The 20,326-nt window shown below is 60.3% G+C and carries 13 protein-coding genes, 1 pseudogene and 1 other annotated feature; of the genes and pseudogenes, 6 read left to right on the top strand and 8 right to left on the bottom strand.

The window, feature by feature from the left end:
* The first annotated feature begins 85 nt into the window (after positions 1-85).
* A complete protein-coding gene (locus C2I19_RS17950; RefSeq protein ID WP_103904014.1) occupies positions 86-868 on the top strand; it encodes an aerolysin family beta-barrel pore-forming toxin in 783 nt (260 codons plus the stop codon).
* 51 nt (positions 869-919) lie between these two features.
* Here the strand turns inward: C2I19_RS17950 and C2I19_RS17945 are convergent, their stop codons facing one another.
* From C2I19_RS17945 to C2I19_RS17930, 4 genes are all read right to left on the bottom strand, one after another.
* On the bottom strand, positions 920-1,975 hold the full coding sequence (locus C2I19_RS17945) for an RNA methyltransferase (protein ID WP_103904013.1): 1,056 nt from the start codon (positions 1,973-1,975) through the stop codon (positions 920-922).
* 129 nt (positions 1,976-2,104) lie between these two features.
* Positions 2,105-3,331 carry an MFS transporter gene (locus tag C2I19_RS17940; protein ID WP_158253758.1) on the bottom strand — a complete coding sequence of 409 codons (1,227 nt, stop codon included), beginning with the start codon at positions 3,329-3,331 and terminating at the stop codon, positions 2,105-2,107.
* A complete protein-coding gene (locus tag C2I19_RS17935) occupies positions 3,321-3,710 on the bottom strand; it encodes a MarR family winged helix-turn-helix transcriptional regulator (RefSeq protein ID WP_158253757.1) in 390 nt (129 codons plus the stop codon). Before C2I19_RS17935 ends, C2I19_RS17940 begins: the two co-directional genes overlap by 11 nt.
* A gap of 246 nt (positions 3,711-3,956) precedes the next feature.
* Positions 3,957-4,610 (bottom strand): hypothetical protein, encoded by a 654-nt coding sequence (locus tag C2I19_RS17930; RefSeq protein ID WP_103904010.1) that lies wholly within the window; start codon positions 4,608-4,610, stop codon positions 3,957-3,959.
* 894 nt (positions 4,611-5,504) lie between these two features.
* Between C2I19_RS17930 and C2I19_RS17925 the strand changes: the two genes are divergently transcribed.
* A complete protein-coding gene (locus C2I19_RS17925) occupies positions 5,505-6,806 on the top strand; it encodes a CitMHS family transporter (protein WP_103904009.1) in 1,302 nt (433 codons plus the stop codon).
* A 44-nt stretch (positions 6,807-6,850) separates the two neighbouring features.
* Here C2I19_RS17925 and C2I19_RS17920 read toward each other — a convergent pair whose 3' ends face one another.
* Both C2I19_RS17920 and C2I19_RS17915 read right to left on the bottom strand, forming a co-directional pair.
* Entirely contained in the window at positions 6,851-7,687 is an 837-nt protein-coding gene (locus C2I19_RS17920; protein WP_103904008.1) for an alpha/beta hydrolase, read from the bottom strand.
* A complete protein-coding gene (locus tag C2I19_RS17915) occupies positions 7,684-8,226 on the bottom strand; it encodes an acylphosphatase (protein ID WP_103904007.1) in 543 nt (180 codons plus the stop codon). Before C2I19_RS17915 ends, C2I19_RS17920 begins: the two co-directional genes overlap by 4 nt.
* A gap of 120 nt (positions 8,227-8,346) precedes the next feature.
* Here C2I19_RS17915 and C2I19_RS17910 point away from each other — a divergent pair, with 120 nt between their 5' ends.
* Positions 8,347-10,029 carry a DUF6765 family protein gene (locus C2I19_RS17910; protein WP_103904006.1) on the top strand — a complete coding sequence of 561 codons (1,683 nt, stop codon included), beginning with the start codon at positions 8,347-8,349 and terminating at the stop codon, positions 10,027-10,029.
* A 310-nt stretch (positions 10,030-10,339) separates the two neighbouring features.
* On the opposite strand, the gene C2I19_RS17905 is transcribed toward C2I19_RS17910, so the two are convergent.
* Both C2I19_RS17905 and C2I19_RS17900 read right to left on the bottom strand, forming a co-directional pair.
* The gene (locus C2I19_RS17905; protein WP_103904005.1) at positions 10,340-12,310 is read right to left on the bottom strand and encodes an RICIN domain-containing protein; all 1,971 of its coding nucleotides are present in this window, start codon (positions 12,308-12,310) and stop codon (positions 10,340-10,342) included.
* Positions 12,311-12,671: 361 nt separating this feature from the next.
* Entirely contained in the window at positions 12,672-14,150 is a 1,479-nt protein-coding gene (locus C2I19_RS17900; protein ID WP_146056864.1) for a hypothetical protein, read from the bottom strand.
* Positions 14,151-14,496: 346 nt separating this feature from the next.
* Here C2I19_RS17900 and sbcD point away from each other — a divergent pair, with 346 nt between their 5' ends.
* The 3 genes and pseudogenes from sbcD to C2I19_RS17885 form a co-directional block, all read left to right on the top strand.
* Complete coding sequence (gene sbcD, locus C2I19_RS17895) at positions 14,497-15,717, top strand: exonuclease subunit SbcD (protein WP_103904003.1); 1,221 nt, start codon at positions 14,497-14,499, stop codon at positions 15,715-15,717.
* Positions 15,714-19,136, top strand: a complete 3,423-nt coding sequence (locus tag C2I19_RS17890; protein WP_103904002.1) for an AAA family ATPase — start codon at positions 15,714-15,716, stop codon at positions 19,134-19,136. The genes sbcD and C2I19_RS17890 overlap by 4 nt, the downstream gene beginning before the upstream one ends.
* A 362-nt stretch (positions 19,137-19,498) precedes the next feature.
* Positions 19,499-20,235: pseudogene (locus C2I19_RS17885) on the top strand (IS3 family transposase); the annotation flags it as partial.
* Positions 19,777-19,893, top strand: a sequence feature (AL1L pseudoknot). Its footprint overlaps the pseudogene before it by 117 nt.
* Positions 20,236-20,326: the final 91 nt, after the last annotated feature.

The raw sequence follows: 20,326 nt of genomic DNA, 5'->3' as shown, positions 1-20,326 counted from the left end.
ACAATATCAAAGCGGCACGCGAACAACTGGGTTGGTCGCCAGACCAGTTACTGGCGCTATGCAAGCTGGCATGAGATAGCATTGAATGGCCCTGACGGTCAGCTGGTCCAAAGCGGACAAGATCAGCGTCAGCGGCAAGGTGACCATGACCAATAAGTGGACCGGCGGATTGCCGCTGATAGGCGGGGCGGAGACGTCGGTCGCGGTGGAGATCGCCTCCGGCGCGGATTGGACCACGACCAATGGCACCAGCAGCACCACCTCGCAAACTGCGGAGTACCGCGCGGTGCTGCCGCCGAAGAGCAAGCGCATGATCACGCTGACGCTGTTCGAGCAGAAGGCCAATATCCCTTACACCTCCAAGATGTTCCTGACTTACGAGGCGGAACTGTATAATTTCCTGCGCTACAGCGACAACGCGCTGAACGGCCATCCGTCCAACCGCCCATACTACTTGTCCAAGTTCGGCGGCAAGGATGGGCTCAACGGCGCTCAGGATTTGCTGTCGCAATATCTCAATCCGGCTACGTCGAGGTGGGACTGGCCGTGGGCGACCAACCAGTACTCGCGAGGCACCATCGAGCACTACATCGGTTCCATCGCCAAGCGCAAGTTCAAGCAGCAGTTCACGGGAGTGTTCACCGCGGTGGATTCCACGGCTTATATCATCACCGCCGGCCCCGCGCAGCCGCTGACTGCGCAGGCCCTGACTGCGCGATCAGCCAGCCTGGGCGCTGCGGCCTCTGCAGGCATCCAGTACCGCGTAGTGAGCGGAGACTTGAAGGACGTGCCGGGCAAGCTGAAGAATCTGCGCTTTAGCGTGGGCAAGCCGCAGTCCGCGCCGTCCGCCGCGCCGCCGCTCAGATAGGGTGGTTCATCCGGAAAGAAAGAAACCCGGCTTTGGCCGGGTTTTCTCTATTCAGGCGTCTGGCGTTTGGCCGCCTCGGCGGCGCAGCCGGCTGACATCTATGATGTCTGCCGCGCGCGCTCGCAATTGGCCGCAGCCGCCATCCACGTCTTGGCCGGCGGAATCACGCACCTTGGTCAGCACGCCATTGTCGTGCAGATAGCGTTTGATCGCCTGCACTCGCTCGGCGGTCGGGCGCTGGAAGCTGTCGCCTTCCACGCTGTTGTAAGGAATGATGTTGAGCACGCCGTACTTGCCCTTGAGCAGGCGCGCGGCCGCGTCCAGTTCTGCCTGGCTGTCGTTGACGCCGGCCAGCAGCGTCCACTGGTACTGAATGGGGTAGCCCACGCGGCGGGCGTAGTCTTCGCCCAGCGCCACCAGCGCTTCAGGCGCGATGCGCGGCGCGCGCGGCAGCAGTTGTTCGCGCAGATCGGCGCGCGTGGTGTGCAGCGACAGCGCCAACGCCGGCTTGACCTGCATCTGCGGCAGGCGTTCAAACACGCGCGGATCGCCTACCGTGGAGAACACTAGGTTCTTGTGACCGATATTGCCGTCGGTGCCTAGCCATTGGATGGCCTCCAGCACATTGTCCAGATTGTGGGCCGGTTCGCCCATGCCCATGAATACCACTTTTTTCACCGGACGGATGCGGCGGGCAATCGCGACTTGGGCGGCGATTTCCGCGCTGCCCAGCTGGCGCAGCAGGCCGCTTTTGCCGGTCATGCAGAAAGTGCAGCCGACGGCGCAGCCCACCTGGCTGGATACGCAGAGGCCGTCGCGCGGCAAAAGCACGCTTTCCACCATCTGGCCATCGCCGAGCGCAACCAGCATGCGCAGCGAGCCATCCTCGGCCTCGTGTCGCGAATGGACGCGCGCCAAAGCCTCGATCCGCGCGGCGATAGGCGGCAGGCCTTCACGCACGGACAGCGGGAAATAGTCCTCGCTTTTCTGGTGGCGGGTGCCGGCGTCCAAGGATTGGCCCTTGAGCCAGGCGCGGTTGATGCGTCCTATGTGGCAGGGGCGGGCGCCGATGTCGGCGAGGGATTGGTGGAATTCCTGTATGCGCATGCTTCTGAAAACGGTTGCCGTTTGCGCGCGGCGCGGCCGCGCATGGGGTTCAAGGCGCGTAGGGTACCGCAAGACGGCGGCGCGCGGGGGAATTTGACAGGCCCGTCCCGGCGAGCCTGCTCGTGCGGTTTACAAGCGGGCGGGCACAGCCTGCGCTTGCTCGGTAGGCTGGATCAGCAGCCGGTTGGCGGCGAAGCAGATCAGGGCCAGAATCAGATACACCCCTAGCAGCGCCGGCGCGGTGTGCACCGACAACAGGCTTAACAGGAAGGATGTGAGGCTGGTCATCAGAATGTTGATCAGGAACATCAGCGCGGTGGCTGTGCCGGCGATGTGACGGAACAGCGCCAGCCCGCGGCCCATGGACATCGGAAACAACATGCCTTGGCTGAAAAACATCAGCGCGCTGATTGCGCACAGCAGCATCAGGCTGTCCGGCTGGAAATGAGCCAGCGCCGCACCGGCCAGCGTTACCAGCAGCAACAGGCGCGTCATGCCCTGTTGCACGCTGGCCACGGGATGGCGCGCTACCAAGTAGCGGCAGAGAAAAGTGGCCAGAAGAAATACGCAACCCAGGGCGAAGGCGATATGGCCGAACACGATGGGCGAGTAGTGCCAGCCGGTCTGGATGATGAAGGGGGCCACGGTATTGAAGGCGATGCTCATGGAATAGATGGCGCCCATTAGCACCACCATGCCCATGAATTGCCGATGGCGGATCACCTCGCCCAGATTGCGGCGTATGGTGGGCAGGTTCAGCGGATGGAGCTTGAAGTGCGTTTCCGGCACGAAAAAGGCCACCAACAGGCACATCAGCGCCATGGACGCTGCGAAGAATACGAAGCACGCCTGCCAGCCGGCGTAGACCTGCAGGTAGCCGCCTAGCACCGGGCCGATGATGGGGCCGAGCCCGAACATGCTGCCGGTGATCACGCCCATCTTTACCAGCTCCTGCGGCGCCAGCACATCCGGAAGCACCGAACGCGCCACCACCGAGATGGTGCCTATCATCAGGCCTTGCAGCAGCCGGGTGGCCAGCAGGGCAGACAGCGTGGGCAGCCACAATGGCAGCACACTGATCAGCATGAAGCCGACCATGCCGCCCAGCAGCAGCTTGCGTCTGCCCCAGGCATCAGTCAGGAAGCCGGAAACGAAATTGCCCAGCGCATAGCCCAGCAGGTAGAGGCTGATCAGATTTTTGATGGCGCTGTCCGACTCGTTCAGCATGCTGGCCATAGCCGGCAGGGAAGGGGCTATCAGGTCCACTGCCATGCCGAAAAACGGCATCAACAGCAACAGTACGGCGAGCAGACGCTTCAATTTCGCCGGAGGCAGCGTGTGGGCATCAGTCTTCATGGGAGTCTCTTTCCCCGTTGGATTGCAGATTGGCTTGCAGTCTGTCGAGCAGCTTCTGGACATGCATTTGTTCTTCCTTGTCAAAGCCTTGGAATAGCTGGCTGTCCACGCTTTCTACCGCCTCAAGCAATTGAGGCATGCGTTCCTCGCGGCAGCGTTCGGTCAGCTCGACGAATAGGCATCGTCTATTGGCGCCCCAGGGCGAGCGTTTCACGTAGCCGTCTTTTTCCAAGCCATCCAGCGTGCGCGCCAGTTGTCCTGGGTCCATGTCCAGATGGAGGAGCAGGTTTTTCTGCGTGCAATCGCCGTGCCAGTACAGCATCAGCAGAATCTGCCGCTGCGAGCGCGTGATGCCGCAGGCTTGCAGTCGGCTATCCATTAATCGTCGCTTGAGATTGACTATGTGCGTCAGTTGATGGCCGAGTTGATGAAGCATCATGCCTCCGTCATTGACTATGTCAATTATTGTATTTATCAATTGTTGACTATGTCAATTTATTATTGGCGCGAGCATGCCTGGGAGGCGGCACTGGAGGAGGGCGGCAGGAAAGGATGTGAGAAGGCCGGTTCGCAGCCGTTTGGGCGCGGACCGGCCGTGAGCGAGAGGAGAGCCGGAAAGTCCGGTCTATTGCTCGTCGAGGATGCGTCGTTCGACGAAGACGGCCGGCTCGCCAGAGTCACGAGTCACAAAAGTGGCCGGAATGTGGAAGGGCTTGCCTGTCGCCACATTGGTGGCGCTGATGGTGACGACGGTGCCGTCTTGCAGCGGATTGACGCGCGTGCCGTCGGTCACGGACACGGTCCACGAGCCGCCGGGCAGCAGTCCCGCGAAGGTGGCGATGCCCTTGCCGTTCTCGATCAGCGGGATGGCCAGCGGTTCGAACGGCGGAACGAAGACATTCACCGCCACGTCGGACAGATGGACGCTATAGGCTAGATTGGCGTGGTTCTCTGCCTGAGCGCCGACCTTGTGCGGCCCGAAATGAACGGTGCGGCCAAACTGCGGCTGATTGCCGCCCTGGGTGCAAGTCAGCCAGGTGGTGGTGAATTCCTTGCCTTCCTGGTCTTGACCGATGGCGTAGTACTTGGCGCCGGCGTGAACGCCGCCGTTCTGCGCTTCGCCTGATGTCAGGTTCAGGTTGTAAAACACATTGGTGCCCAGCGTGCCGACCGAGTAAGTGCCGGCGCCGCTGACGAACACCGGCTGCACGATGATGGGGGCGTCTGGGATGTAAGGGTAAACGCGAACGTTTTTGACCGGGCTTGGGATCGGCGTCATCGACTTCTCCTGAGGAAAGAATTGAGTCTTGCGTCATAAACCAGTGAACGCTCAACTACCTTAGGTGAAAGCAAACCGTTTGCCCCAGTCCCAAAGAGCAGGGCTTGTGCTTCTACTTAGCCGGTTTGCCGCTCTTCTGGGACAGCCCGGCTATTTTGCTGATTATGCAGAATGATTTGCTGCTGGGCGGTTTTGATCTGAATGGCTAGATATCGCTCGCTGGCGGCGTTGGCAACGCTTTGCATTATTGAGCGGCGGTGTCGTTGAAATAAGACGCCTCTCTGCTATTTAATCGACATTTTTTGCTGAGGCTGTTTGGAAATATCCAGAACGCGGCCACTCTATTCTTGCTTGTGAAAATGCCATGCAGGTAATCATTGAGGGGGTTGATGGAAGCGTTGCTTGTTTACAAATCAGCTGACTGATGTCTGGGAATAGCGTTGCGCGGCTGAGAAATAGAGCCGGCTGAGCTTCTATTCTAATTGGTGGCGGAGATATGCGCGTACGCGCGGGGCATGTCGGATTTGTTTACAAAACCGCCGGCTGGGCAAAAGGGTTCTCGCCCCGCAAGCGGGGAATATTCATTTCAGAGCGATAAAAACGACGAAGCGCTATCTCGCTTGAACAGGGAGTCGGCCGGGAAGTTATTGTATGGACAATAACTTTTTCTCGAATGTAGTCTTGTCATTTCAGGGCGTAGCGGATGGGGCCGCCATTCGCAACAGTCATTCTGAATCCATCGTCCCTTTTTCAAACCTGCAGCCGCGCGCACAACAACAGCCCAAAAGGCTCTGCGCGGCGCCGGCGCTTCACCGCGGCCGATCCACTCTCGAAGTCGGGAGTCGGAGGCGCGGCGACATGCCGGGCAGGCGAATCCCGCACTCGGAGGAGAGCATGCTTACACTGGCAGGCCTTGCCATCATTATCACCGTCGTATCGCTTCTGATATTTCGCAAGCTGGCGCCTGTCGTCTGCCTGACGCTGGTTCCGTTCCTGGGCGCCGCGCTGGCCGGCTTCGGTTTCTCGGACATCGGCAAATTCTACGGCGCCGGTCTGAGTTCCGTATCCCAGGTGGCGACCATGTTCATTTTCGCCATTACTTTCTTTGGCGTGATGCAGGACACAGGCGTGTTTCGTCCTATCGTCAACGGCATGGTCCGGTTGTCGGGCGGCAATCCGGTGGCAGTGGCCGTCTGCACAGCGGTGGTGGGCATGCTGGCGCATCTGGATGGCGTGGGAGCCACCACCTTTCTGCTGACGGTGCCTACGCTGCTGCCACTGTACCGTCGTCTGGGCATGAATCCCTATCTGATGATGCTGCTGTTGGCGCTGGGCGCCGGCATACTCAATATGATGCCGTGGGCCGGGCCTTTGGGGCGCGCGGCGGCGGTGACGGATCTGGACCCGGCCGAGTTGTGGCAGCCCTTGATCCCGCTGCAGTTGATAGGCGCGGCCCTCTTGGTGGCGCTGGCCTTTGTGATGGGCCTGCTGGAGGCAAGGCGCTTGCGTAGGGAGGGCGCGCAGCCCGGTTCGGCCGTTGGCGCGCTGGACGATATGGATGCTGGAGACGGCGGCTTGCCGCAACGTTTCTGGATCAACGTCGCGCTGTTTCTGACCGTGATCGGCACCCTGATCTCCGGCGTTTTGCCATCCGGCTATGTGTTCATGATAGGGCTGGGCGTGGCGCTGCTGATCAATTACCCGAATGTGGACGAGCAACTGGAGCGTATGCGCGCGCACGCGCCAAACGCCTTGCTGATGGGGGCCATCATCCTGGGGGCGGGCTCCTTTTTGGGCGTGCTCAACGGTAGCGGTATGCTCAAAGCTATCGCGGCGGATCTGGTCCGGGTGCTGCCGGATGGCGCCGCGCCCCATCTGCACCTGATTCTGGGCGTGTTCGGCCTGCCGCTGGACTTGGTGTTGAGCACTGACGCGTATTACTTTGCGTTGCTGCCTGTCATCCTGGAAATCGTCACCGGATACGGTGTGGAGGCGGCCACGGCAATCTACGCGCTGCAAATCGGCAATGTGATCGGCACCTTTGTCAGCCCATTCTCGCCGGCGCTATGGCTGGGACTGGGGCTTGCCGGCCTGGATATGGGACGCCACCTGCGTTACTCGCTGCTGACCATGTGGGCGTTTTCGCTGGCGCTGATGGGGTGCGGCGTGGGGCTGGGCCTGATCGAGCTGGCTTAAGTCCAGGGAAGGCGCGGCGGATGGAGTGAGCATTGCCGCCAGGCTTACTCCAGTCCGCCCATGCGCCTAAGCGCCTGCCGCCAGCGCTCCGGCGCGGCGCGGTAGCAGTGGTCATGATTCCCCCCTTCTATCAGCAACTGCTGCTTGGCAGCGGTGCTGAGACTGTACAGGCGCTGGCCCAGCGCCACCGGAATGACTTCGTCCGCCGTGCAATGGATGAACAACTGCGGCATTTGCAAGGCGGCTATCTTGTCTTTGGACTGGAATTTCTGCCGCAGCAGAACGGACAGCGGCAGCCAGTTGGCGGTCATGGCGCGGCCCACGTCCGCCGCCGAGGTGAATGCGCCGTCCACTACCAGCCCGTCCAGTCTCGGCGCTTGGCCTGCTAGGTCTATGGCGATGGCGCTGCCCATGGAGTGTCCGTACAGCAAGCGGCGCGAGGCGCGCGGGGTCAGCTGCAGAAAACGGCTCCAGGCCAGCTGCGCGTCGGTATAGACCGAAGTTTCGCTAGGCAGCCGCAAAGAGCCTTGCCCGTAGCCGCGGTAATCCACCGCCATCACCGCGAAGCCAGCCTGGCGCAGACTCAGGATCAGGTCGATGTCGGTGGACAGCGTGCTTTCATTGCCGTGCAGATACAGCACGGCCGGCGCTGCCGGATTAGCCGACGGCAGCCACCAGACATGGGCGCGCCCGGCCCGCGTGCCGCCGCCTGCCGGCGCGTCCAGCCATTCTTCCGTAAACGGCACGCCGAAATCCATGGGCGTGGCGCCCACCTGGCGCGAGGGCAGCAGAATCACCAGCCGCTGCGCCACTTGCCAGCCTATCCAAATCAGCGCGAGCAGCGCCGCGGCGTACATGATCTTGCGGAAAGTCTTGCTCACTCGGCATCTTCCCCTGCGTTGCCGGCAGCTTGGCAGCGCGGCGCCGCCTTTTGCCAGTCCGCCGGTTGCAGCGTGTTTTTCAAAATGTCGCAGAAAGTCTGTTTCGCTCCCGCCTTGGAGACTTTGGAGCCATCCGCGCGCAGCGTGAAGACCAGATCGTATGGGTGGGTGATGCCGCGGCTGAGGGAGGTCCAGCCCACGACGGTGAAGGTATGCAGGCCCGGAACGATTGGACCGCTCTTGGTCGCGATTTTCACGTCCTCGGATTTATCCGTGCCGCGCTTTAGCCGATCCACCGCATCTTGAATCCGTTTGTCCTTGCCTTGCAGGCTGAACAGCACCGTCTGCTCATCTGTGTTGCGCGCCGTGCCGGCCAGATTGTTCTGGATGGCTTGCTTCAGAATCAAGGCGCGGAAGCCTACCTTCTGCACTTTGCCGCTGGCGGTGCCATCCAGAGCGTGTTCGCCGGCAGCCTGCGCGGCGGAGGCGAGGCCAAGCGCCAGCAGGGCAGAGGCGAGGATAAGCGGAAAGCGGGGCATGTCGGTCACCTGATTTGCGGTGGAGGAATCATGGCGCGTGTCCCCATTCAGGGCAAGGCGGCTTCACAGAGCGCTTGCGGCCAGCGTTCCTGCAATACCTACTGTGCAGGGGAATGCGCCATGGAAATCGATTTTCACTACTACGCCACCTATCTGGCGGCAGGGCTGGCGGGCTATAGCACCGCGCCCGCCGGCGAAGGCCAGCTATCCGATGCGGCCATCATTGCCCACGCCGCGCAGTATGTCGATGATCTGGACGAAAGCCGGGTGTTGGACGATGACGGCTGCTTTCGCATCCAGAGCCGGGATTTCACGCCGGTAGCCACTGTGCAGACCAATGGACAGATTGGCAAGATGGAGATAGGCGTGGGCGAATGGCCGGCGGAGAGGTTGAAGAAACTGCGCCGCATCTGGTCAGCCTTCCACTTTCTGCCCGGCAATTATGGAAACAACCCCGAGCGTTTGCCCTATGGCGATCCGGCGGTGCTGCGCTCCGGCGGCGAAGACTATGCCCGCATAGGCGAGGAGTTCCAGCTGTTGTGCCGGCCCAATAGCCTGCTGGTGGACAAAATGGTCCATGACCTGGCACGGCATGCGCGCGAACCTTATTTTCTGCACCTGCTGGGTCTGCGCATGCATGTGTTGGCCGATACCTGGGCCCATATGAACTACGCCGGCACACCATCCTGCTACGTCAATGATGCCCAGCCATTCGTGTGGGACAACGCCAAGAGGGCGCCCATTCCCTTCGCGCCGTTCAGCGCCACGCCGTCCACTTTCACGCCGCGCTCCGTGGCCTACCTGGGCCATGGACGCATGGGCCATCTGCCTGACTGCCCCTGGCTGGTGTACACCTATCAGCCCCTGTGGTCCGATGCGCCCATCACCAAGAACAACCCGGCGGATTACCTGATGGCGTTCCGCCAGTTGGTGGCCGTTTTGTCCTGGGCGAGGAAGGGCGCTTTCGAGCCTTCGTTCTCCCCGCGCGGCGCGCCCGAGCTGTCTAAAGAAGTGGAGACGCAACTGATGGCGCTGCTGACACGGCCATTCGATATCAACGGCAGCGATATGCCGGCGCGCCTGCAAACCTGGGCAAAGGCCATTCCCAGTTTCCAGGCGAATGGCGTCGCGTTGACGCCCGCGCCAGACTATCAGGCGGAGCGCTGGCCGCAGGCTTTCCGACAGAATCCCGGCCAAAACAGCGACCACTATCGCTTCAGCCAGGCCGCCGCGCTGCACCTGGAACTGGTGGCCGGCGAGGTGAAGGCCGCCACGGGTATAGACTTTGTTCCGGCTGCCAGCATGTCCGCGCCTCCGCCAACGCTGGTTTGGGGCAGCGCGAGCGCCAGGCAAAGAGTGAAGCTGCTGAGCCAGGAAAAATCGCCGCGCGGGCTGGGCGCTTTCGCAGCGAGGGCCATAGACAAGCAATACTATCCCAAGCTGACAAACGCGCCGCAGCCCTTCAGCCTATTGCTGCAGCCAGGCAAGAGCGATATCCGCAATGGCGATTTGGTGCAAGTGCTGTCGGAAGAGCCGGAGCTGGCTTACTACCGCGTGCTGGGTCAGTGGAAAACCGGCCTTTACTATTACACCCAGCGTAAGGAATGGGCGCCGCAGAGCTGGATAGTGCGCAGCGCGGACCCTGCCATGCAGGACGGCGCGCCCATCGCGGAGGGGAGCGCCGTCACGCTGCAGAACCTGGCCAGTCAAGCCTATCTGGGCTGGAGCCCCGATAGCGCGGACATCATCACTAGGGCGGCTGGCCATGCAGGCAATGTTTGGCTGCTGCAGCCGGTAGTTTGAAGAGGGGCCGGCGGCCGGACAGACCATGGCAGTGGTCGCATTCGCTGTCTTTGTTCACGGGTTGCCGACTGTGTTTGGCGGAGTCGTTCGATGAAAATGGGCATCGGCGCCGTGATGATCAGGCGCGTGCCGCTGGATGGCGGATGAAAAGAGAAGGGGAATGGAGCAGAAGCTCCGAACCCACCGAAACTTCCGCTCCATGACCGGCGCTGCTATTTAGCGGGGGCTTGATGGCGGCGCGCCGCCGTCAAGCATACCCTCTGCATAGCCTGGCTGCCTGAACGCTATGCTTCGCCGGACTCGCCCAGACTCAAGATTGGACGATAGTGACTACGCTCAATTTCCAGAGTTGGCTGGTGTCGTCCCGCTGCGGGTTCTGCACCACCTTGCCCTCTTTTCCTTCCAGGAACTGCGAACTGTGTTTGGCTTGCAGCCCGACCTTGCCTTCTTTGGCCTTGACCACCTTGAAGCGTTGGTTGTCATTGCCGTTTGACGGCCACTGAATCACGCCTGCGCCTTGCTGGGTGGTCAATTGCGGAATGTCCAGGCATTGTCCGCTATGCGCCGCGCGAACCTGATAGTAGGCCGCGGCATCCTCTCCCTCGGCCACCACGAAACGCCACAGCTGGTGTTTTCCATCATGGGGGGAATACAGCAAGACCTTGCCGCCTTGGTCGTGCGTCCCGCCTTCCACATCAAAGGATTGCTTCTCGTCCGGGGTGACGATCCTGTAATACACCTCGTCGTCCAGCATGAAATCGCTATCCATTTGCAAGGCCAATTGCTGGAATTTGAGCAGCATTTGCTGGGATTTTTCAATGATGGGCACAAACCGTTTGTTGGCTCTCTCCATAATTGTCTTGTAATGGGCATCCCGTGTACGCTTTGCCCAAGCGGCCCCTTCGCTGTAAGAAAACGGAGTCCAGAAATTGCACCAGTCCAGACACTTGTCTTGATCTAGCTTGTCATTGACATAGAAGGTGTAGAAGGGAACGCCGCCATTCTTGTCGCCCCAATAGATCGATTCTGCATTAAAACGTTTTTCTTTGTACTCCCTGGTTTTTTTGAGCAACGTCCGCAAGGAATTGGCGTCTTTGTTCGCGACGAAATTATAACCCTGAAAGGCATCCTTCATGGCGTTGACTTGACGCTCATACTCGGCGAGATTGTTTTGCCGCTTGGCATCTGCAGCCAGTTCTGCCCGCAACATGACTTGCGTGCGGTAAATGAGCACATTGCTGCCAGTCGCCATTGCGATGGCCACCAACAGTTTTTCTTTCAGTTTGATGTCATCCCATTTGACGGTGGTCCACAGCTGCGCCAATTGGAACAAGGTATTGCCTAAGGTGCCAGAGCCCACATCTGTCGCCCTGATCAAGAAGGGCAAGAAGATATTTTTAATGTATTCGATTCGACCTTCGGAGCGCTTCAGCACAAAACAATGCTTTTGGAAATCATTCATGAATTGGGCGACATTGGCGCTCTGAGAGGCGAGGTTGGCCTCGGTCAGGGCTTTCTTTATGATGCCCGGCAATGCTTCCAGCAGCCGGTCAAAGTCAGTCGGAGCCAACTCGCCCCGAATCAATTGCACTACGTCCAGTCCGATTTGGAGGATGGCAAAGACTGGGCCCACCTTTGGGGCATAGGATAAGGCCTCGCACAGAGAGGACAGCGCGGGCAAAGCCACATCCAGCGTATCATCGACTTCATCTCTCGCCGCGATGCCTGTTGCATCCATCTCAACCGCAGCCTCGCCAAGGGCCATGTTATGCAATTGGCCGGATGTCGACTCAAAGTGCAAATAGCCCACCGGTTGCAGTACGGTAGCCAGCTGACTGTCGCGCCGAATCAGCAGTGTGCCTTTGGGCAGCGGCCCCAAGTCCTCTTTCAGATAACCTGCCGCAAAAGTCAGCGATGATCGCTCTTCCGCCAAAGTGACGGTTTGATCCTGAATCCGGCGGATGCATTCACCCACTTGCTGGCGCACGGTTTCATCGCACTGCTCCAGCGGCAAGGCCTGAAAAACCTGTTCGTTGGGTTGACCCAATTGGTTTGCCAAATACTGCATCCACTCCGCGTAGCTGGCCGGGGACTGAGTCGGTTTGCCATGACGCAAGCGGGCATGGGCGGTTTGGAAAAGCTGGCGATAGTATTCATCGGCAGATATTCCAGCCGTTTTTACAACCAGGCTTTGCGACAGGGTATGCCACAAAGCGGCATCGTGCGCCGCTCCGGCAAGATCGGAACCATGGAAAACAAGATCAGGCGACTGGATATCCATTTTTCAGCTTCTCCTCATAGGTCAAGTTTGCGCGGCAAACATAAAATTGACTCAACGTCCAAGCTACAAATGAAGTTAAGCACCCATGCCATTAAAATCTATCAGAAGATTTACTTAGTATCGTTTGAGAGCGAGGAGTTCAGTGGGCTAATGCTTGATGAAAGAAAGGCAAAGTCGTCTTGATGGAGATGGTATGAATAAAGGTATGGAGTTCAAAAATAATACCCAATCAAATCTATCGATCCAAGTTCGCCAGTAAGAGAAAAGGCCCGGTCATGCCGGGCCTGTTGCGCGAATTCAATCAGATGAACGGGATGGAAATAGGCATGCTGGCTCAAGCCTATTTTGAGTCGGCGGTCTGTTAAATATTCTGATACGTCAGGGCGGCGCCTACGATCAAGCCTTGCTCTATCTGGACGCTTTCCAGCGTTGCGCCTATGGTGATGTTTTCAAAGGTGTAGGTCTTGCTGCCTATCTCCTGCGATTGCTTGTTTTGTGGAGTATGGGAGCCGATCTTTTCCATCGCTTCGTACAGCACGGCATACCAGATGGCAGCCGCAATGGCCTCAACCAAAGCCACAAGCAGCAAATAGGGATTCAACGTGGAGGCGGCCAGCGCCACGGTAGCGGCGATGGCGCTCTCCACGGTAAGGGGGCCGGCCGCGGCCGGGTTGAAGGTGACGACTTCGCCGCCGGAACTCCAGCTTGTGGAGATGGTTTCGGTTCCGTTGCTGTTTTCCGTTAGCGCAATGGACATATCGTATTCGTAAGTGCCGGTATAGGCGCCGTTGATGGTCAGAATGAGCTGCAGATTCGGGCCGGGCAGCGTGGTCTGGGCATCGAAAGACCAGCCGAACGCGCTCATGAGGTTCCATGGCGAGGGACCATTCGGATTGGGTTTTGCCGTTACGGTCAGCACGGAGGGGCTGCCATTGCTTACGTTGTAGCTGATCGTGGCTTTGTCACTGAGCGTGGTGGGGCCCTCTTGAGCCACCAGGGACCACAAGGTTTCGTCTGCGATGGCTAAAATCGTGTTGGCGCCATCCGTTGGATTGAACGTGCCCGTTGTGATCAATGTGTTCTGCCAGCTGCCGGTGGGCGGCGTTACGCCGGAGATGGCGCTGAGCGCCGCCAGTTGCGCATCGGCGCTGGAGGTGTAGTTCAGCGTGATGAATTGCGTATAAAGCGGCGTTAGCGCGGCTTTGGCGGCCGGGGACAGTTTGCCGGAGTCGTCGCTGCTTTGGGTGTGGGTGCCCAGAAATATGGGCGATTCATTGCCAAAGCCCGCCAGCGCGGTTTCCAGGGAGGAGACCAGCGCGTTGTAAACCGTGGTGGATGCCGACGATGGCACGCAGCTGAACGGATAGATGTAGTTATCGCTGGCGGAAAGATTGGGAGCCGCCAGCGTGAGGGTGGTGTTGGTCAGGTATAGATATTCATCCCAGGCGTCCGGCGCGGATGCCGATGGCGTGAGCTGAATCGAGACGGTGTTCAGGTTTACGATCAGGCCAAAAGTGCCGCTGAAAGTCACTGTGCTGCCATTGCTCGATTGAGAGGTGCCGGAAAACGGAATGGTGACGAATAGGGCGTTTTCCTGGCCGGAATAAATGGAGGCAGTGCTTTGCGAAGGCTTGAAGGTGATGGAAACCGGATTGCCCTCATAAGCGCCGTTCCAGGTATTGCTATGCCCGGATGTATTCCATTTTCTCGTCAGAGCGGTTTTGATGATGGGAAGAAGCGAATTATTGATTGCCGCGCCATAGCTCCAGCCTGCCAAACAAGACATATCATCTCCAGACGTAAGAATAAAAACGATTTGCCGGGATTGGATTTCCGCCATCAGGAACGCGGCCGTGGCGACGCCACTCGATCCGCATGCCTCAAGCCGTCATTTTAGCCATGGTGGGCGATGGGTTTGCTGGCACAACAGACAGGGCTGTTTTCTAGATCGTAGTGTATGGGTTTCAGATCGCTGCGGAGGGCTGCGCGTATGTCGCACGGAAGGATGGCTGTGCCGCCATCCGCACCCGGGAAGCCAGCCGCGGCTAGGAAGGCGGGCATTTGTCGACGGTTCCGGGACTGTCCACTGTGCGGTTTCCCGAAGTTTATCTTTTGTCAGCGCTTCCCAGCTTTGGGAGCGCATAGATTGGTAAAATGCATGCCGTTGATATGGCTGGCTTACCTAAATGCGTATTCTTCATACATCTGACTGGCACCTTGGCCAGCACTTCATGGGCAAGACCCGCCAGGCAGAGCATCAGGCCTTCATCGAATGGCTGATCCGGAAGGTTCGCGAACATGCCGTAGACGCCGTGATCATCGCCGGCGACATCTTCGATACCGGCGCGCCGCCTAGCTATGCGCGGGAGCTTTACAACCAGCTGGTGGTTCAGCTGCACGACTGCGGCGCTGCCTTGCTCATGCTGGGCGGCAACCACGACTCGGTCGCCACCCTGGGTGAAAGCCGGCCCTTGTTGTCCTATCTCAGCACCACGGTCATCCCCGGCGTTGAAGAAAATCTGGATAAGCAGGCGCTAGTGCTGAACAAGCGCGATGGCGCGCCTGGCGCGATCGTCTGCGCGATACCCTTCATCCGTCCGCGCGATGTGATGCAGAGCCAGGCAGGGCAGAGCGCGGAGGAAAAGCAGCTTTCCCTGCAGGAAGCCATCCATCAGCACTACCAGGCCGTGTACCAGCGGGCCTGCGCCAAGCGCGACGCGCTACGCCTGCCATTGCCCATCATCGCTACCGGCCACCTGACCACGGTGGGCGCCAGCGCCAGCGAGTCCGTGCGCGAAATCTATGTCGGCGCGCTGGAGGCGTTCCCGACCACCGCTTTCCCGCCGGCCGATTACATCGCGCTCGGCCATATCCACCGCCCGCAAAAGGTAGGCGGGCTGGAGCATATTCGTTACAGCGGCTCGCCCATTCCCTTGAGCTTTGACGAAGCCGCTCAGCAAAAAGAAGTGCTGCTGGTCGACGTCGACGATCTTGGCCTGATGGGCGTGACGCCGCTGCCGGTTCCACGTTTCCAGCAGCTGGTTTCGATCAAGGGCGATTTGAAGGCCTTGGAAAGCCAGATCCAGGATGCCGCCAAGCTGGGCAGCGCCGAGCAGCCGGTCTGGCTGGAAGTGATGGTGAAAGGGGACGACTATCTGTCGGATCTGCAAGCCCGAATCCAGAGCATGACCGAAGGCTTGCCAGTGGAAGTGCTGCGTTTGCGTCGGGATCGGGGCAATGCGGCGGCCGCCCTGCAAGCCGCCGCCAGGGAAACGCTGGATGAGCTGACGCCGTTCGACGTGTTCGCCAAGCGGCTGGAGCAGGAGGAACTGGATGAGGTGCTGAGGTATCAGCTGGAAACACGCTACCGCAGCATTGTGACCAGCCTGCAGGAGGTCGCAGCATGAAGATCCTGACCTTGCGCCTGAAGAACCTCAACTCGCTCAAGGGCGAGTGGAAAATCGACTTCACCCTGCCGCCGTTCAAAGACAACGGTTTGTTCGCCATTACCGGGCCTACCGGGGCCGGCAAGTCCACGCTGCTGGACGCCATCTGCTTGGCGCTGTACCACGAAACGCCCCGTCTCAAAACCATCTCCGCCTCCTCCAACGAGATCATGACCCGCCACACGGCGGACTGCCTGGCAGAGGTGGAGTTCGAGGTGAAGGGGCAGGTCTACCGCGCCTTCTGGAGCCAACGCCGCGCGCGCGACAAGGTCGACGGCGCTTTGCAGGCGCCCAAGGTAGAGCTGGCCGATGGCGCCGGCAATATCCTGACCAGCCAGATCAACGACAAACTCAAGCGCATCGAGGCGATCACCGGCTTGGATTTCGCCCGTTTCACCAAGTCCATGATGCTGGCGCAAGGCGGCTTTGCCGCCTTCCTCAATGCCAGCGCCAATGAGCGCGCAGAGCTGTTGGAAGAACTGACCGGCACAGATATCTATGGCCAGATCTCGCAACGCGTATTCGAGCAGGCCCGCGACGCCAAGCAGGCGCTGGACCAGTTGAAAGCCCGCGCCGATGGCGTGGAGCTGCTGCCGGAAGAGCGGCGGCAAGACATGCGGCAGCAAATCGACGCGCTGACTCAGCAATTGGCTGAGCTGCAGAATCAGCAAGCGCAGACGCAAGCCTTGCGCCAATGGCGTCATGAGCTGATTCAGGCAGAGCAGGCAGCTGCACTGGCGCGAGAGGGCGAACAGGCGGCCCGGAAGGCACTGGATGAAGCCGAACCCGAACTGCAACGCCTGCAACAGAGCGAGCCGGCAGAGACGATGCGCCCCGTCCATCAGGTTTGGCAAGACGCTCAGGCAAGGCGGGATCAGACCCAAAGCACGCTGAACAAAGCGCAGGCTGCATTGGCGGACAGCCAGCAGCAGACCGTTAACGCCCATTGGCAGGCCAACACCATCGCAACAGGCCTGGCGGAGCACGCCAGGCAGCAGTACACAGCGGCTCATGACGAACTGCAGGCCTTGCAAGGCTGGCTGACGGAACATAGCCATTTTGCTGTTCTGGGCGAGCAGCTCAGCGGCTGGCAGAGCCAGTTCAGCCAGATCCAGCAGGCCCAGCGCGCCGCGCAGCAGCTGCAAGACCAGTTACAGGCGCAGCAGCGCGAACGGGAAGAGACCGAACGCCGCTTGGGCGAACAGCAAGCGCGGCGGGATGCGGCCCAAAAGGAGGACGAGCAAACGCGGCTCGCCGTCCAGGCTGCGGAACAGGCCGCGGCCAATATTTGCCAGGGCCAAACACTGGCTGAGCTGCGCGCCGGCTGGATGGCCGCGCAGGAGCAGGTGCAGTCCTGGCGACAGCTGTCGCAATTGGCCGCGCAGCAGCGTCAACACGCCAGCCAGCAAGCGCAACAGCAAGCCGCGGTCACGGATGCCCGGCAGCAACTGGCTGCCCAGCAAGCATTGCTGGACACCCTGCGCCGAGACTACAAACAGCTGAAAGAGCAAGTCGAGGACAAACGCAAGCTGCTGGCGCAGGAACAACGCATCCAGAGCCTGGAAGCGCATCGCGCCGCGCTGCAGCCGGGCGAGGCTTGCCCTTTGTGCGGCTCGCATGAACATCCGGGCATCCAGGCCTATCAGCAGCTGAACCTATCGGCTACCGAGCTTGCCTTGCAGGAGAAAATGGCCGCCCGCGCGCAGCTGGAAGAGCAAGGCAATGCCGCCAAGGGCGAGCAGGCCAAGCTGGAAGGCCGCGTGCAACAGCAGTTGGAGGCCATGAGGGCGCTGGAGCAGACCCAGCAGCAGGCCGCTACGGCTTGGCGCGGCCAGGCAGCGCCGCTTGGGCTGGCCGACATGGACTGGCAGCAGGAAGACATGCTGCAGCATGGGCGGGCCAAGGCGGAACAGCGCGAAGCCGAATGGAAAGCCCGGTTGGGGCAAGCGGAGCAAGCAGAACAGAAGCTGGCTAGCGCCCAGCAACAGGCCCAGCGCAGCGCTCAAGCATTGCAGGAGGCGGGTAAGCAGTACGAGCTGCTACAGCAAGCCTGCCAACATGCCATGCAAGGCATGAAGACGCTGACCGCGCAGCAGGAGCAGGCCTCCCACGCGGCGCGGGAAGCCCGCGAGCAATTGCAAGCAGCCATTGTCGGCAGCGGCTTTGCCGTGGCGGACGATATGGCGCAATGGCTGGCGGATAGGCAGCAGGACTGGCAGGCATGGCAGGGCAAGCAAGGCGCGCTGCAATGGCAGCAGGCTGAGCGGCTCAAGCTGCAAAGCCGGCTTGAGCAAGCAGCCCAGCTTGCCGAAGGCTGGCAGAGCCGCTGGCGTAAACAGAATGCGGAAGCGCCAAGCGGCCAGGCCACACCAGAAATCGACGAGCCATCCCTTGCCCGCTGCGCCGAACAGGCAGAGGCGCTGACGGCGCAAGTCGCCAAGCTGCAGGGCCAGCAAAGCCAGTTGAGCGCGGACCTGGCCTTGCTGCATCAGCAGTGCGGCGAGGCGGAGGCAGCTTGGTCGGCCACGCTGCAAACCAGCCCCTTCACCGATACCGATGCCTTCCTCCTGGCACTGCTGCCTGCCGAGGAACGCCAACGCCTGCGCAGCCGGCAGCAACAACTGACGCAAGCGCTGGAACGCGGCATGGCTGTACGCCAAAGCGCAGACGCCACTCTGCATGCACTGCAGCAGCAGAATCGCACACCGCTAGGCCCAAGCGAGCTGGATGAAGCGCTGGCCGCCCAAGACGGGCAGCGACAAACCCTGTCCCGCGAACAAGGCGCTCTGCATGCCTTGCTCCGGGACGACGCGCAGCGCCGCGAAAACCAGCAAGCGCTATTCCATCAAATCGAGCAACAGGCCGCCGACGTAGACATCTGGCAACGGCTCAACAGCCTGATCGGCTCGAAAGAGGGCGACAAATACCGCAAGTTTGCCCAAGGGCTGACACTGGACCACCTGATGCATCTGGCCAACCGCCATCTGGAGCGGCTGCACGGCCGTTATCTCTTGCAGCGCAAGAGCAGCGGCGAGTTGGAACTGGAAATTGTGGATACCTGGCAAGCCGACGTCAGCCGTGATACCCGTACTTTGTCCGGCGGTGAAAGTTTCCTGGTCAGCCTGGCGTTGGCTTTGGCTCTGTCCGACCTGGTGAGTCACAAGACTTCTATTGATTCACTGTTTTTGGATGAGGGGTTCGGCACCTTGGACGGCGATCTGCTTGAGATTGCCTTGGACGCGCTGGATACCCTAAACGCCGTTGGGAAATCCATCGGCGTCATCAGCCATGTAGAAAGCATGAAAGAACGCATCGCCGTGCAAATCCGTCTGCGGAAAGGGGGCGGGCTGGGGGTCTCGACATTGGAGATTGTGGGCTAAGGAGCGGGATGATCTCAGGCTAAAGTCATTCTCCGCTGTGCATCTTTTTGAGACGGCGATTCTTACCCTCCAGTTCTTTAAGCCTGCCCATGGGGGACGAATCAACCTAATGCGCGGAAAAAGTTGGGTTTGCCAAGCCCATCCCCACTTGCTGCGCTCTGCGCTTGCCTGTTAGGCAGAACTCCACGGTGAAATCGACGCTTCTGCTCTACGTGAATGATTTCAGTAGGGCGGAAGCCTTGCAGAGGCGTTCCGCCGTGATGCGTAAAGAACGATATCCGGTGTGCGCGGTTGGCGGGTTGTCTGCCAGTCTGAAGCGCCCCGGGTTTCGCGGAGGCTCCCTCACTTGAGAGAATGGAGCCATGAGCAAATCCACCAAGTTTTCCCCAGAAGTCCGCGAGCGCGCTGTGCGCATGGTCTTTGACGCCAAGGATCAGTATGAATCGCAGTGGGCTGCGATCGTTTCGATCGCGGCCAAGATCGGCTGCACCGCCGAAACGCTGCGCCGCTGGATACGCCAGCAGGAGGCTAATACCGGTCAGCGCGATGGCCCGGCGGGCACCGAAGCCGCCCGCGTCAAAGCACTCGAGCGCGAAGTACGCGAACTGAAGAAAGCCAACGAGATCCTGCGGCTGGCCAGCGCATTTTTCGCGCAGGCGGAGCTCGACCGCCGCTTCAAGTCGTGAGGGCCTTCATTGACACGCACCGCGACACGCTTGGGGTCGAGCCGATCTGCCGGGTTTTGCAGGTTGCCCCGTCCGCCTATCGCCGCTACGTCGCCCGGCGGCGAGATCCTGCCTTGCGCAGCCCTCGAGCCCAGCGTGACGACAGATTAAGCGTTGAGATCAAGCGTGTCTGGCAGGTCAATCAACAGGTGTACGGCGCCGACAAGGTTTGGCGTCAGCTTCGGCGCGAACACATCGCAGTGGCGCGCTGCACCGTCGAGCGACTGATGCGGCAGCTCGGCTTGCGTGGCGTCAGCCGCGGCAAGGCGGTTCGCACCACTCGTCCCGATCCGGCGGCAGCGTGTCCGCTAGACCGGGTCAATCGGCAGTTTGTCGCGGAGCGGCCAAACCAACTATGGGTCTCGGACTTCAGTGTGCCGCAGCAAGCGGCGTAGGAGATGAGGGTAGGCCCCTCGCAATCGGCTTGCAGGAGCAGGTTGCAAACCACCGTAAGCGGCTGTGGCC

Source organism: Chromobacterium alticapitis (assembly GCF_002924365.1).
GTDB classification, from domain to species: domain Bacteria; phylum Pseudomonadota; class Gammaproteobacteria; order Burkholderiales; family Chromobacteriaceae; genus Chromobacterium; species Chromobacterium alticapitis.
The sequence above is the reverse complement of the archived record's forward strand: the minus strand, read 5'-3'. Positions and strand labels throughout refer to the sequence as shown.

Bases quoted from the DNA above. Each gene is read 5' to 3' on its own strand.
- C2I19_RS17950 (WP_103904014.1), top strand. From the start codon at position 86: ATGGCCCTGACGGTCAGCTGGTCCAAAGCGGACAAGATCAGCGTCAGC.
- C2I19_RS17945 (WP_103904013.1), bottom strand. From the start codon at position 1,975: ATGCGCATACAGGAATTCCACCAATCCCTCGCCGACATCGGCGCCCGC.
- C2I19_RS17940 (WP_158253758.1), bottom strand. From the start codon at position 3,331: ATGAAGACTGATGCCCACACGCTGCCTCCGGCGAAATTGAAGCGTCTG.
- C2I19_RS17935 (WP_158253757.1), bottom strand. From the start codon at position 3,710: ATGGATAGCCGACTGCAAGCCTGCGGCATCACGCGCTCGCAGCGGCAG.
- C2I19_RS17930 (WP_103904010.1), bottom strand. From the start codon at position 4,610: ATGACGCCGATCCCAAGCCCGGTCAAAAACGTTCGCGTTTACCCTTAC.
- C2I19_RS17925 (WP_103904009.1), top strand. From the start codon at position 5,505: ATGCTTACACTGGCAGGCCTTGCCATCATTATCACCGTCGTATCGCTT.
- C2I19_RS17915 (WP_103904007.1), bottom strand. From the start codon at position 8,226: ATGCCCCGCTTTCCGCTTATCCTCGCCTCTGCCCTGCTGGCGCTTGGC.
- C2I19_RS17910 (WP_103904006.1), top strand. From the start codon at position 8,347: ATGGAAATCGATTTTCACTACTACGCCACCTATCTGGCGGCAGGGCTG.
- C2I19_RS17905 (WP_103904005.1), bottom strand. From the start codon at position 12,310: ATGGATATCCAGTCGCCTGATCTTGTTTTCCATGGTTCCGATCTTGCC.
- C2I19_RS17900 (WP_146056864.1), bottom strand. From the start codon at position 14,150: ATGGCGGAAATCCAATCCCGGCAAATCGTTTTTATTCTTACGTCTGGA.
- sbcD (WP_103904003.1), top strand. From the start codon at position 14,497: ATGCGTATTCTTCATACATCTGACTGGCACCTTGGCCAGCACTTCATG.
- C2I19_RS17890 (WP_103904002.1), top strand. From the start codon at position 15,714: ATGAAGATCCTGACCTTGCGCCTGAAGAACCTCAACTCGCTCAAGGGC.